Here is a 14,034-nt window from a genome sequence, read left to right as displayed (position 1 = left end):
TACTCCGCAGGAAGAGCGCGCGTTCTCCCGGTTCGCCACGCCTGGTCTCCTGGCTCTTGTTACGGGTGCCAGCAAGCCGCCGGACCCGCCGTACCGATTCCGGGTCAGCGCGAACGCCTCAAGGGCGGAACGCGACGGCACACACCATTGACCATCGCGTTCAAACGAGCGGCCGGGCACTCTCCACGTACCCAGGAAAGACCGCTGCGAAGGTCTCGGCGGTGGTGACGAGCCACTGTGCGAGTCCCGGTGCGAGAGCCTCCTCGCGCCAGTCTCCGTCACGCCGGAGGATCGCTTGGCTTGACTTATTCTCGGGGTTGTCTCGCCATTCGAGGCTGGCGCCGAGGGCGTCCTCGATTTCGTGGCGGCGACTGTGCAGGTGGGAGAACAGGGCCTTGTCGTTCCGGATGTAGAACGAGCAGTAGACGGCGGCGGGCTCACGACTGGCAAGTGAGAGCACGACGGCGCAACCGGGCACACCGACATTCACGTCGACGGCATCCTGCGGCGTGGCCTTTGGCCATGAACTGATGAGCGTCCCAGTGGCTCCGCCGAGGTCGTGGACGGTCTGGAAGAACGCTTGGCGCTGTGCCAGCAGCGGCCTGGAGCCCGCCGCCCGCCAGGCCGGAGATTCGTCGCCGACCTCGAGCCCGGCGAGAGCCGCGAGCTCCCGGGCATCGATGAACTGCTCGGTGGCGGCGTGCCCGTCGTCGCCAAACTTCAGGCCTTCCGACTCCAGGTAGGCGCGCGGGTCCTCGGAGCGCTCGGGGTCGAGCCAGCGGAAGCCCGGAGAGATCGTCCCGCCGGTCTGCAGCACCCGCCAGGCACCTTGCATGAGATAGGTGGTGATGATCGCCGCGATGGGCTGGGGGTACGAGCCCGCGACGAGCGCGACCTCGCCGTAGGAGGTCCAGCGGCCTGCGGGGATCTCGGCGACGATCGAAGCGACCAGCCGGCGGGTGCCCGACGGCTGGTCGTCGCTGGCGCCGGTAAGCGCCTCGTTCGGTCCGGGCCACAGAGCGATGATCTTTTCAGCCAGGTCTGCCCCGCGTCCGTTGATGTCCTCCGTGCCCCATGCCTCGTGGGCGGCAATCTCCTGGTTCATGCGGAGCCCGGACTCGGCGAGCATCGCCCGCTTGGCGGCGAACGGGCGGTTGCTGAGCTCGCTGTTGTAGCCGGTGAGGGTGAGGTTGCCAATCGTGTGCACGATGCGCTCGTGCTCAGCTGCCACGTCCGCGTGGTCGGGGAGCCCGGCCGCGAAGTCCTGCCGGACCGCGTCGGTCAGGGTCTGGGGCAGTACGTGCTCGATCGTGAGGTTCCTGGGGTCCACAACTTCCTTGGCCCCGTAGGACTCCTCCAGCCACTGCAGGATCAGCTTCTTCTGGGCGGCGCGGCCCTGCCAGTAGAAGGGCACGACTCCGACGGCCTGGCGGACCTGCTTGTCTGTGGCGAAGTGCCTACGCCCCTGTGACAGGTAGTCGCGCAGGGAGAGGTCGACGGCTTCGGCATCCGTCACGGTGCTCACCGCCTGGAGCAGGCTGCGGTTGAGGCCGGCGGTAGCGCGCCCGACAACAATGCGGCGCACGAAGTACGACTCCAGCGTCAATAGCGCGTCAGCGACCTGAGCGGATGTCGCAGTACCCGCGGCCCGCCGAGCGAGGATTGTCATGACGACCGGGTACGCAGTGGTCGAGCCCCACGCCCTGATGCGTTCGAGCCGACGCCGGATCGCCGGGTCACTCTCTCGCGACGGGTCGAGAATCGTCGCCAGGACGTCGCCCAAGGCCGCGATGCGCCGCACCTCGGACTCGATCTGGTCGGGAGTGGTGAGCTTCTCGAGTCGCTTCTGCTGGCCGGCATAGGTGTCCGACTGCTTGGCGCGCTCGTCGCGCTGGGCCAGGTCCAGCCAGAACAGCAGCTCGAGAGACCCGGAGGACAACTTCTTCTCCAACGGAAGCCAGACGGCGTCGTACACGTCATCTGCCCGCTCGCCGAGCCGCATGAAGAGGTAGTTCTTGAGCAGGTCGGACTGGTTGAGCTGGAGACCGGTGTTGTTGAGCGACTCGAAGATGCGGTGCGCGTTGTCCCCGGCCTCCGCCGTCACGACAACGACGGCAAGCCCGTGGATGACGGCGTTCTCGAGCTCCTCCAGGTCGTGCGGGTCGTCGGGGTCGTCCGCTGCAGCGATCTTGGCCCGGAAGTGGTTGTAGGCGTTGCCGATCGCATCGGACCCGCCGGCCTCGGGCGATGACGTCAGCACCGCCTTGTACGCCTCGCGGTCGGCTTGGGTGGGCAGCACCTTGGTGGGCTTGCCCTTGTCGTAGACATTCACCAGGTATTGGGCGTGGATGGCGTCCGCGCTCGCGGTGTCGCCGGTCTCGGCAAGGTGGTCGCGGAGAGCCGCGAGCAGCAGTGTGAGCGTGGTCAGGCGCTGCTGCCCGTCGACGACGAGCATCTTGGAGACGCCGACGGCGTTGAAGTCAGGGCTCGTCGCGAGGACGAGCGAGCCGATGAAGTGACTCGCCCCCGGCTCGTCGCGTCGGGTCGCAGCCAGCTCGATGATGTCGTCCCAGAGCTGGTCGAGCTGCTTCTTACCCCACGAGTACACACGCTGGTACAGCGGCACCTGGTACTGCTTCTTGCCTTCCAGCACCCCGGCGAAGCTCGTCTCCATTGCCTTGACCACACGCGCCTCCGGGCTCTCACCTGCGAATCAGCTCGCGACACCGTAGCGCTCCGAGTGGCGCGTCCGCTGGCGTGTCGGCCCGACGTTAGGGTCAGCCCATGAACCGTGAGACCCAGAGGGCAGAGCTGCACAAGACCATCTGGAGGATCGCGAACGACCTGCGCGGCAGCGTCGACGGCTGGGACTTCAAGCAGTACGTGCTCGGGTTCCTGTTCTACCGGTACATCTCGGAGAACCTCACGGACTACCTGAACTCTCACGAGCACGCGTCGGGCAATCCGGACTTTGACTACGTCAAGGTCCCGAACCGTGAGGTCGACGACCCCGACCTCGTCCGTGAGATTGTGGCGGAGAAGGGATTCTTCATCCGCCCCTCGGAACTCTTCGCGAACGTCCGTACACGGGCGCCGCGTGACCAGAACCTCAACGAGACCCTGGAACGGGCCTTCCGCAACATCGAGGCGTCCGCTATCGGCACGGTCGCCGAGAACGACCTCAAGGGCCTGTTCGACGACATGGACGTCAACTCGAACAAGCTCGGGCCCACGGTGTCCAAGCGCAACGAGCGGCTCGTCAAGCTGCTCGACGCGATCGGGGACCTGAACCTCGGCGACGGGTCGTTCACCGAGAACAAGATCGATGCCTTCGGTGACGCGTACGAGTTCCTGATGCAGATGTACGCCTCCTCGGCCGGCAAGTCTGGGGGTGAGTACTACACGCCCCAGGAGGTCTCCGAGCTGCTCGCCCGCATCACCGTGGTCGGCAAGACAAGCGTGAACAAGGTGTACGACCCGGCCTGTGGGTCCGGGTCGCTCCTGCTGAAGTACCGCAAGGTGCTCGGCAAGGACGGCGTCCGGCAGGGGTACTTCGGCCAGGAGATCAACCTCACGACCTACAACCTGTGCCGGATCAACATGTTCCTGCACGACGTGAACTACGAGCACTTCGACATCGCGCACGGTGACACCCTGATCGACCCGGCCCACTGGGACGACGAGCCATTCGAGGCGATCGTGTCCAATCCGCCCTACTCGATCAAGTGGGAGGGTGACGCCAACCCGCTGCTGATCAACGACCCGCGTTTCGCGCCAGCCGGTGTGCTCGCCCCGAAGTCCAAGGCGGACCTGGCCTTCACGATGCACATGCTGTCGTGGCTCGCCGTCAACGGGACGGCCGCGATCGTCGAGTTCCCCGGTGTGCTCTACCGCGGTGGTGCGGAGCAGAAGATCCGCAAGTACCTCATCGACAACAACTACGTGGATGCAGTGATCCAGCTACCGCCGGACCTGTTCTTCGGCACCACGATCGCGACCTGCATCATCGTGCTCAAGAAGTCGAAGAACGACAACGCCGTGCTGTTCATCGACGCGTCCGCCGAGTTCGTGCGCGGCGGGAACACGAACAAGCTCACGGACGCGAACCGGGCCAGGATCCTGGAGGCGTTCACGGCCCGCGAGGATGTCGCGCACTTCGCCCGGCTCGTGGCGAACGAGGCGATCGGCGAGAACGGCTACAACATCTCCGTGTCGTCGTGGGTGGAGGCCGAGGACACTCGCGAGCTCGTCGACATCACCGAGCTCAACGCCCGCATCGCCGGCATCGTCGAGCGCCAGGCGGCGCTCCGCGAGCAGATCGACGCCATCGTCGCCGATCTCGAAGGTGTGGACGCGTGAGCCGCATCGACGACTTAATCAAGGAATACGCACCCGACGGCGTCAAGTACAACGCGCTCGGGGATATGGCTGAGATTGCCAGCGAGCGTGTCGATGGGGCCGCACTCGCTAGCACCAACTACGTCGGTGTAGATAACCTGCTGCCCAACTTCGGAGGGCGCAAGGATGCCGATTACAGCGCGAACTCCAGTGGTGCGATCCGATTTCGCGAGGGTGACGTGCTGCTCGGGAATATTCGGCCATACCTCAAGAAGGTTTGGTTTGCGGATCGCGATGGCGGCGCCAGCCCAGACGTCTTGACCATTACTCTCCGCGCCGCGGGGCAGAAATTGTTGGTTCCGCGATTCCTGTACTACTTGCTGGCATCCGATCCGTTCATCACCTACTCGATGCAGCACGCCAGGGGTGCAAAGATGCCGCGCGGCGACAAGGCTGCGACCTTGAGGTACCGGGTGCCGGTGCCTCCTCTCGAGATACAGCGGGAGGTCGTGAGGGTCTTGGATGCCTTCACGGAGCTGGAGGCGGAGCTGGAGGCGGAGCTGGAGGCCCGCAAGCGCCAGTACAGTCACTATCGAGACCATCTCCTGGCATTCCCTCCAGGCGGTACGCGCTGGTGCCGGTTGGGCGATGTGGTCAAAATTGCCCGAGGGGCATCCCCGCGTCCGATTCAGCGATTCCTGACAGACTCCAGCGACGGGGTTCCTTGGATCAAGATCGGAGACGTTCTCGCCGAGGGAAAGTTCATCACAGCGACAGCTCAGCGGGTCACGCCCGCGGGTGCAGCCAAGTCGCGACGAATCTTTCCCGGCGACTTTGTGTTGTCGAACTCCATGAGCTTTGGGCGACCATACATTTCAAAAATCGAGGGTTGCATCCATGACGGGTGGCTGGCGATTCGCCCGGACGATGGTGCTTACGTTCCCGATTTCCTCTTCCATCTCCTCCGTTCCGCACCGATCCAGGCGGAGTTTGCACGAAAGGCGGGGAATGGGGGTGCCGTTTCGAACTTGAACTCCGCGATCGTTGCGTCCGTTATGGTGCCCGTTCCGCCGCTTGATGAGCAGCGCCGAATAGCTAAGATCCTAGATAATTTTGACACTTTTCTTAACGATTTGTCGTCGGGTCTGCCTGCTGAGATTGAGGCGCGTCGTCAGCAGTACGCGTACTACCGGGATCGGCTGTTGTCGTTTGAGGAGGCTGTTGCGTGAGTGATGGTGCGGTGGCGCGTTTCGAGCCGATCGCGGTGTCGTCGGAGTCGACGGTCGTCGCGGAGTTCGAAGCCGATCCGGCGGAGGCGACGCGGTACCAGTCGGAGGCTGAGCTCGAGGCCGAGCTCGTTCGGCTGCTGCGGGAGCAGGCGTACGACTACCTGCCGATCACGACCGAGGCTGACCTGGTCGCGAACCTCCGCACCCAGCTCGAGGCGCTCAACCGCATCACGTTCACGAACAGCGAGTGGCAGCGGTTCTTCGCCGAGAAGATCGCGGGCGAGCGGGACGGCATCGTCGAGAAGACGGTCCGCATCCAGGAGGACCACGTCCAGCTGCTCAAGCGGGACGACGGCTCGTCGAAGAACATCACGCTGCTGGACAAGACACACATCCACAACAACCGGCTGCAGGTGATCAACCAGTACGAGGTGCCCGGAGCAGCCGCGGGTCTAGACGTCCCGGCGCAGCGAGCGAACCGCTACGACGTGACGATCCTCGTCAACGGCCTCCCGCTGGTGCACGTCGAGCTCAAGCGGCGGGGCGTCGACATCCGCGAGGCGTTCAACCAGATCAACCGCTACCAGCGCGACTCGTTCTGGTCAGGATCCGGGCTCTTCGAGTACGTCCAGCTCTTCGTTATCTCCAACGGGACGCTGACCAAGTACTACTCGAACACGACCCGCGCGCAGCACCTCGACGAGCAGAGCAAGGGCAAGCGGGGCCGCAAGACGTCGAACTCCTTCGAGTTCACGTCCTGGTGGGCGGACGCCACCAACAAGCCGATCACTGACCTCGTCGGATTCACACGGACCTTCCTCGCCAAGCACTCGCTGCTCAACGTGCTGACGCGGTATTGCGTGCTCACCGACGACCGGATGCTGCTCGTGATGCGCCCGTACCAGATCGCGGCGACGGAGCGGATCCTCAACCGCATCGAGACGTCCACGAACCTCAAGCAGCTCGGCACCCCTGCTGCCGGAGGGTACGTCTGGCACACGACCGGGTCGGGCAAGACGCTGACGTCCTTCAAGGCGGCGCAGCTCGCGTCCAGGCTCGGTGGCGTCGACAAGGTGCTGTTCGTCGTCGACCGCAAGGACCTGGACTACCAGACCAAGCGCGAGTACGAGCGGTTCCAGAAGGGCGCGGTCAACTCCAACACGTCGACGGCAGTCCTCAAGCAGCAGCTCGAGAACCCCTCAGCGCGGATCATCATCACCACGATCCAGAAGCTGTCGACCTTCATCGCCAAGAACAAGGGCCACACCGTCTACGACGGGCACGTCGTCATCATCTTCGACGAGTGCCACCGCTCGCAGTTCGGTGACATGCACACCGCCATCACCAAGGCGTTCAAGCGGTACCACCTGTTCGGATTCACCGGGACGCCGATCTTCGCCGGCAACGCCGGCACGGGCGGGAACCCGGCGTTGCGGACCACGGCCCAGGCGTTCGGCGACAAGCTGCACACGTACACGATCGTCGACGCGATCAGCGACAAGAACGTCCTGCCCTTCCGCATCGACTACGTCAACACCGTCAAGGTCGGCGCGGTCGTCGACAAGCAGGTCTCTGCGATCGACACCGAGCGTGCGCTGCTCGACACCTCCCGCGTGCGGCAGGTCACGCAGTACGTGATCGACCACTTCGACCAGAAGACCAAGCGCAACCAGACCTACGCCCTCAAGGACCGTCGCGTTGCCGGCTTCAACGCCCTCTTCGCGACGGCGTCCATCGAGGCAGCGAAGATCTACTACAACATGTTCGGCCGCCTCCAGGCCGACCTGCCGGAGGCGAAGCGGCTCAAGGTCGCGCTCATCTACTCCTACGCACCCAACGAGGCCGAGGACGAGACTGGCGCAGGGCTGCTCGGCGAGGAGGAGTTCGAGACCGATCTCCTGGACCGCTCGTCGCGCGACTTCCTCGAGGACGCCATCCAGGACTACAACGACATGTTCGGCACCTCGTACGACACGAGCGCGGACGGCTTCCAGAACTACTATCAGGATTTGTCGCTGCGGATGAAGAACCGTGAGGTCGACCTGGTCATCGTCGTCAACATGTTCCTCACCGGGTTCGACGCCACCACGCTGAACACGCTGTGGGTGGACAAGAACCTGCGCGCCCACGGCCTGATCCAGGCCTACTCGCGGACCAACCGCATCCTCAACTCGGTCAAGACCTACGGCAACATCGTCTCGTTCCGGGACCTGGAGACCGAGACGAACGACGCGATTGCGCTGTTCGGCAACAAGGACGCTGCCGGCATCGTGCTGCTCAAGCCCTACGGGGAGTACTTCGACGAGTACGCCGAGAAGGTCACCGAGCTGCGCGAGCGGTTCCCGCTCGGACAGCAGATCATCGGGGAGCAGGCGCAGAAGGACTTCATCGCGCTGTTCGGGGCCCTGCTGCGGCTGCGCAACATCCTGGTGTCGTTCGACGACTTCGCCGGCAGCCAGATCCTGTCGGACCGTGACCTGCAGGACTACCAGTCGATCTACCTGGACCTCTACCAGGCCTTCCGCCGCACGGATGGCGCCGATCGGGAGTCGATCAACGACGACGTCGTCTTCGAGATCGAGTTGATCAAGCAGGTCGAGATCAACGTCGACTACATCCTCATGCTCGTCGAGCAGTACCGGGCCGCCAAGGGTGACGGGGATGACAAGGAGATCAAGGCGGCCATCGACCGCGCCGTCGACTCCAGCCCGTCGCTGCGCAACAAGAAGGACCTCATCGAGGAGTTCGTCGACCGGGTGTCCATCGACGAGGACGTGGCCGAGGAGTGGCGCGCCTACGTCGCAGCCAAGCGCGAGGCCGAGCTCGCACGGATCATCACCGAGGAGAACCTCCGGCCCGAGCAGACCCGCGCCTTCGTCGACACCGCCTTCCGCGACGGGCAGGTACGTGGCACGGGCACCGCCATCACGCAGATCCTGCCTCCAATCTCCCGGTTCGCGAAGGGCTCTAGCCACGGAGCCAAAAAACAGGCGGTCATCGACCGGTTGACCGCGTTCTTCGACCGGTTCTTCGATCTGGCGTGATGGCGCACCACAGACACAGAAGCAGCCACCCGCCTCAGCGGATGGCTGCTTCTGGTCAATACGAAACTGTGGAGGTGGCGGGAATCGAACCCGCGTCCGATGACGCAGTACCAGGACTTCTCCGGGTGCAGCCTGCTGTGATTTTCTCGGCCCCCACGGTCACACAGGCAAGCCGTGGACAGGCCCAGTCAGCTAAAAGTCCCGGCAACCCCACTGACGAGGATTACCAGCAGTGGCTCTCTAGATGACGCTGGTTACTGAGTCGAGAGCGTACTCAGGCCAACGGACTTCGGGACTCGCTCAGGCGGCGAGGGCGAAGTCGGTGCGGTTTGTATTGGCACCTATTGGTTTGCACGGAGCGTTGACGAGATAACCGTGCGTCCTCGACCCGCTTCTCCTGGTTCGACGATCACCGTCGAAACCGATCACCCCCATGTTCAGTTTTCAAGCACCGACCGAGCCGAAGCGCGGCCTGCACCACCAGCATAGCCGGACACGGGCGTTCAGCGCCGCGCCGCGAACTGCGAGATGTCGCTGTGCAGCGTCTCGGCCAGCTCGGACAGCCCCTGCGCTCCCCCGGCGGCCTGCGCGATGCCGCCCACCTGGTCGTTCATCTCGTGGATGGCGCCGGCGACGCGGCCGATGGCTTGCACGGCGAGGTCGGTGGCGGCGCGCGACGCGGCGACCTGGGCGGTGATGTCGTCGGACGAGCGGGCGGACTCGTCGGCGAGCGTCTTGACCTCGGCGGCGACCACGGCGAAGCCGCGGCCGAACTCCCCCGCCCGGGCGGCCTCGATGGTCGCGTTGAGCGCCAGGAGGCGGGTCTGCTTGGCGACGTTCTTGATCAGCTGCACCGCCTGCTGGATCTCCACGGCGGCCTGCTCGAGCGCCTCGACGGTGCTGAGCGCGGCGTTCGCCTCGTCGACCCCCGACTGCGCGGACTGCGCGAGCACCTGCGCGGAGGCGCCGAGCTCGGTCGACGCGGCGGCGACGTGCACGGACACCTCGACGACCTTGTCCACCATGAGCTGGCGGGTCAGGGACTGCTCCTCGAGCGCAAGAGCGGCGTCCTGCATGGTGGCGCGCGCGGTGTTGATGCGCTCCGCCCCGTCGCGGAAGGTGCCGGGCATGCCGCGGACCAGGAACTGGCGGTGGAAGCGCCCCTCGGCCGCCGCGGTGAGCGAGGCGCCGGACTCGCGGACGAAGGCGTCCATGACGTCGAGCCCGTGGTTGACGTCGTCGCGCAGCGCGGCGAGCTCCGGCGGGCCGGCCAGGGGCGCGACGCGGACCTCCAGGTCACCGGCGGCCACCCGCTCGAAGGCCTCCGAGAGTGCGGCGACCGCGCTGCGGTAGTGGGGCAGGTCGTCGGGAACGGTCGCCGAGCGCCTCATCGGCCGACGCTCCACACGAACTCGTCGTACGTCATGCCTCGCGCCGCGAGCTCGGCCGCCAGCAGCACGCCCGAGGCGGCCATCGCGTCGGCGGGCCGGGCGTGCTTGGCCTCCTCCGCGTGCAGGGCGCCGTACAGGCCGTCGATGGAGCGGACCGCGGCGCGGTCGGGGCTGCGCCGGTTGGAGTGGTAGCCGACGATCGACCCGGCGGGGTCGAAAGAAGGCGTGACGTGGGCGAACACCCAGTAGTAGGCGCCGTCGGCGGCGAGGTTGTTGATGTACGCGAAGATCTCCTGCCCTGCCTGGATGGTCTCCCACAGGATCTTGAAGATGATGCGGGGCATCTCGGGGTGCCGGATCACGCTGTGGGGCTGGCCGACGACGTCGGCCTCGGCGTACCCGGACACCCGCAGGAACACCGCGTTGGCGTAGGCGATCCGGCCCTTGGTGTCGGTCTTGGACACGATGATCTCGTCGTCACCGAAGGTGCGCTCGACTCCCGTGGGGACAACGCTCGGTGCGCGCACGCAGTGCTGCTTTCGCTCGGGTTCGACCAGCCGTCGCCCGACACATCGGCACGCCGTGGCCCGACCTGAGGAGTCAGCGGGTGGCGAGCACGTCCGACAGCGAGTACGACACCGGCTCCTCGAGCTGCGCGTAGGTGCACGACGACGGGTCCCGGTCCGGGCGCCACCGGCGGAACTGCGCGGTGTGCCGGAACCTGTCGCCCTCCATGTGGTCGTACGCAACCTCCACCACCCGCGTCGGCGCCAGCGGCACGAACGACAGGTCCTTGCCCGCGGACCAGCGGCTGCCCGCCGCCTCGCGCGGCGTGCGGCCGGAGGCCGAGTAGTCCCACGGGTGCCCTTCGAGGGGAACTACCAGGGGCGCAAGCTCGGTGACGAGCGAACGCCGCCGCGCCATCGGGAAGGACGCCGCGACCCCGACGGACGCGAGCACCCCGTCGTCGTCGTACAGCCCCAGCAGGAGCGACCCGACGGCGTCGTCGCCGGACTTGTGCGGCCGGTACCCGGCGACCACGCAGTCGGCGGTGCGCTCGTGCTTGATCTTCTGCATGGTCCGCTTGCCGGGCTCGTACAGCCCGGCAGGGTCCTTGGCGACGACGCCGTCGAGCCCCGCGCCCTCGAACTGCGAGAACCACTGCTCCGCGACGTCCAAGGAGTCGGTCTGCGCCGTGATCGAGATCGGTCCGCCGGGCTTCACCAATGACGCCAGAACCTCCCTGCGCGAGGAGAACGGCAGCCCCATCAGGTCGTCATCCCCGAGCGCCAGCACGTCGAACAGCACCAGCAGCGCGGGCGTCTCGACGGACAGCAGCCGCACGCGAGACTCCGCCGGGTGCACCCGCTGCAGGAGGGCGTCAAAATCGAGGCCGCCCGACGACGACGGCACGATGATCTCGCCGTCGACGACGCACCGGTCGGGCAGGTAAGCGAGGCACGCCTCGACGATCTCCGGGAAGTACCGCTGCATCGGCTTGGTGTTGCGCGAGCCGATCTCGACGGAGTCCCCGTCGCGGAACACGATCGCCCGGAACCCGTCCCACTTGGGCTCGTAGAGCTTGCCGGGCGGGATCGTCGCGGCTGACTTGGAGAGCATCGGGTCCACGGGCGGCATCACCGGCAGCGTCATGGACACAAGTCTTACCAGCCCCCGCCACCACCGCCGCCGACGCCACCGCCGGAGAACCCTCCGCCACCCATCCCGGAGCCGCCCGACGACCCGGGCGTGGGCGCGGAGATCGACTGCGTGGCAATCGTCGTGAACCGGTCCATCGACGAGGCGAACGAGGTCGCCCAGTAGAGGTTCGCGCCGTACAGGTAGCTGCCCACGTACCAGGACGGCTGCTCGAACGTGCGCCCCTGCGCGGCCAGCTCGGCGAACACGCGCGCCCAGCGGTCGGCCAGCCCGAAGACGATCGCGTACGGCAGGTACCGGCTGAAGATGTCCTCGCCCTCCTCGAACCGCAGCTGGTTCGCCTCGGCGGTGGCCAGGTAGCGGCGGAACCCGAGGGCCTGGGCCAGCACGGCGGTGCCGTCCTCGGTGCGCGCGGGTGCGGCCTTGCCCAGGACGATGACGACCACGCCGACGATGGCCACCGCGAGCGGCACCAGACCGAGCCCGGGCACCTGCACCCCGGCGGCGAACACCCCCACCGTCGCGAGGGCGCCCAGCACGGCGATCACGGTGCCGACGACGTACCAGGCGGTGCGCACCGACTTGGGGTTGGACCGGAACCAGCCGGACTCGGTGACGTGGTCGTAGAGCCCGTCCTGGACCTTGGCCATGGAGGCGGCGAAGGTCGTCTTCAGGTCCGACAGCGTGACCTCGAAGGACTTCTTCTTGAAGAGCTCGCGCATCAGCGTCTGCTCGTACGGCAGGAGGTCACCGTCGCCGCGCTTGACCTGCACGAGGGTCCAGTCGTCCGGCTTCTTCTTCGGGTCCTTGCGGGGCACCTCCTCGATGCGCAGGTACCCGCGCACCGCGAGGTCCACCAGGGTGGCGGTGACGTCGACGGGATCGGCCTTCTCGTCGACGAGCGTGCCGACCTCCCCGGGGCGCACGCCCTCTGGGGGCTGGAACTGCACCGAGACGACCTCGCGCCGGTCACGGAAGCCGGACGCGGCACCGGGCTGGTTCTCGGCCGGCCGCAGCCCCGGCGTCAGGCCGAGGTACGCGCGGTCGCGGCCCACGCGGCGCACCCGCACGACCGCCAGGGCGGCACCGCCGGCGAGCACCAGCAGGGCGACCCCGCCGAGCGCGGAGAGCGGCCGCACGGGGGCGAGCGGGTCGATCTTGTCGACGAGGATCGGCTCGACGCCGGGGAACGTGCCCGCGGGCCAGCCGGTCACGGTGGAGAACTGGTAGCCGAACGGAAGCAGGTCCTGCGTGAACGTCGCGGTGGAGCCGTCGAACGACGACGAGGTGCACGGCGCATCGGACCCGTACGAGCCGGCGAAGCAGGCGACACCCTCGACCGGGGCGGGACCCTCGACGGTCACCGACAGGTCGCCCAGCGGGATGTCCCAGCCGGAGCCGATGACGTTCCAGTACAGCTCGTCGCCGGAGTGCTGGGCGTTGGCCGGGTTGAGCAGTCCGTCCGCGGTGTACTCGACGCGGTACGTCTGCACGCCCTTGACGTCGTCGATGTCCTCGTCGCCGATGCGCAGCAGGAGCATGTCGTCTTCCGACTCCGTGTGCAGATCGGCGGGGGCGCCCGACGGGGAGGACACCGAGATGTCCGTGTACCGGAAGGCGCGGTCCAGCTCGTCGTCGTAGGAGACGCGCGTCGGCAGCGTCAGGTACGGGCCGTGCCCGTACTCGAAGCCGAAGTCGAAGTCGAAGTCGAGGGTCACCCGCATGGTGCCGTCCTCGGCCAGCACGGCCGTGACGTCGTAGCGGGTGATCTCGCGGCCCCCGGACTGGTCCGGGACGGCAGCGGCGGTCAGCGAGACGACCAGACCCAGTGCCAGCAGGAGTGCGCGAACGGCCCTCACAGGTCGCGCTTCTCGCGGATGGCTCGGGTGGCCTCCAAGTTGTCCTGCCTCTCGCGTAGCGCCTGGCGTTTGTCCCACTCGCGCTTGCCTCGGGCAAGCGCTATCTCTACCTTGGCCCGTCCGTCGAGGAAGTACAAGGACAGCGGGATGATCGTCTGCCCCTTCTCCCGCGTGCGGGACTCCAGGCGGTCGATCTCCTGGCGGTGCAGGAGCAGCTTGCGCTTGCGGCGGGGTGCGTGGTTGGTCCACGTGCCCTGCGAGTACTCGGGGATGTGCACGCCCTCGAGCCACAGCTCCCCGTTGGTCACCTCGCACCAGCCGTCCACCAGCGAGGCCCGGCCCATGCGCAGCGCCTTGACCTCGGTGCCGCTGAGCACCATGCCGGCCTCGAAGACGTCCTCGATGACGTAGTCGTGCCGGGCCTTGCGGTTCGACGCGACGACCTTGCGCCCGACGTCCTTGGCCACGGTGGTCGAACCTCGTTCCTGGCTGGAAAGGGAGTGTGCAGGTCGAG

At 66.6% G+C, this 14,034-nt stretch carries 9 protein-coding genes and 1 other RNA gene; 3 read left to right on the top strand and 7 right to left on the bottom strand.

The genetic code is table 11. The features are described from left to right. Positions 1–160: 160 nt before the first annotated feature. On the bottom strand, positions 161–2,674 hold the full coding sequence (locus KG102_RS04890) for a DUF4268 domain-containing protein (RefSeq protein ID WP_243884492.1): 2,514 nt from the start codon (positions 2,672–2,674) through the stop codon (positions 161–163). Between the two features lie 110 nt (positions 2,675–2,784). Here KG102_RS04890 and KG102_RS04885 point away from each other — a divergent pair, with 110 nt between their 5' ends. From KG102_RS04885 to KG102_RS04875, 3 genes are read left to right on the top strand one after another with little or no spacing between them, the layout of a single operon-like run. Then, positions 2,785–4,359 (top strand): type I restriction-modification system subunit M, encoded by a 1,575-nt coding sequence (locus KG102_RS04885; RefSeq protein WP_208289416.1) that lies wholly within the window; start codon positions 2,785–2,787, stop codon positions 4,357–4,359. Next, on the top strand, positions 4,356–5,567 hold the full coding sequence (locus KG102_RS04880; RefSeq protein ID WP_208289417.1) for a restriction endonuclease subunit S: 1,212 nt from the start codon (positions 4,356–4,358) through the stop codon (positions 5,565–5,567). The genes KG102_RS04885 and KG102_RS04880 overlap by 4 nt, the downstream gene beginning before the upstream one ends. 11 nt (positions 5,568–5,578) lie before the next feature. Next, entirely contained in the window at positions 5,579–8,611 is a 3,033-nt protein-coding gene (locus KG102_RS04875) for a type I restriction endonuclease subunit R (protein WP_249667476.1), read from the top strand. 66 nt (positions 8,612–8,677) lie between these two features. On the opposite strand, the gene ssrA is transcribed toward KG102_RS04875, so the two are convergent. The 6 genes from ssrA to smpB form a co-directional block, all read right to left on the bottom strand. Next, positions 8,678–9,044: a transfer-messenger RNA gene (ssrA, locus tag KG102_RS04870) on the bottom strand. Positions 9,045–9,114: 70 nt separating this feature from the next. Beyond that, the gene (locus KG102_RS18945; protein ID WP_208289419.1) at positions 9,115–10,002 is read right to left on the bottom strand and encodes a methyl-accepting chemotaxis protein; all 888 of its coding nucleotides are present in this window, start codon (positions 10,000–10,002) and stop codon (positions 9,115–9,117) included. Beyond that, positions 9,999–10,529 carry a PAS domain-containing protein gene (locus tag KG102_RS04860; RefSeq protein ID WP_208289420.1) on the bottom strand — a complete coding sequence of 177 codons (531 nt, stop codon included), beginning with the start codon at positions 10,527–10,529 and terminating at the stop codon, positions 9,999–10,001. Before KG102_RS04860 ends, KG102_RS18945 begins: the two co-directional genes overlap by 4 nt. Positions 10,530–10,602: 73 nt before the next feature. Next, positions 10,603–11,655 carry an ATP-dependent DNA ligase gene (locus KG102_RS04855; RefSeq protein WP_208289421.1) on the bottom strand — a complete coding sequence of 351 codons (1,053 nt, stop codon included), beginning with the start codon at positions 11,653–11,655 and terminating at the stop codon, positions 10,603–10,605. A gap of 11 nt (positions 11,656–11,666) precedes the next feature. Then, the gene (locus KG102_RS04850; protein WP_249667475.1) at positions 11,667–13,520 is read right to left on the bottom strand and encodes a DUF2207 domain-containing protein; all 1,854 of its coding nucleotides are present in this window, start codon (positions 13,518–13,520) and stop codon (positions 11,667–11,669) included. Continuing rightward, positions 13,517–13,987: an SsrA-binding protein SmpB gene (gene smpB, locus KG102_RS04845; RefSeq protein ID WP_208214549.1), complete on the bottom strand. Its 471-nt coding sequence runs from the start codon at positions 13,985–13,987 to the stop codon at positions 13,517–13,519. Before smpB ends, KG102_RS04850 begins: the two co-directional genes overlap by 4 nt. Between the last annotated feature and the right edge of the window lie 47 nt (positions 13,988–14,034).

The organism is Cellulomonas fengjieae, assembly GCF_018388465.1.
In the GTDB taxonomy this organism is placed as follows: Bacteria; Actinomycetota; Actinomycetes; order Actinomycetales; family Cellulomonadaceae; genus Cellulomonas; species Cellulomonas fengjieae.
The sequence above is the reverse complement of the archived record's forward strand: the minus strand, read 5'-3'. Positions and strand labels throughout refer to the sequence as shown.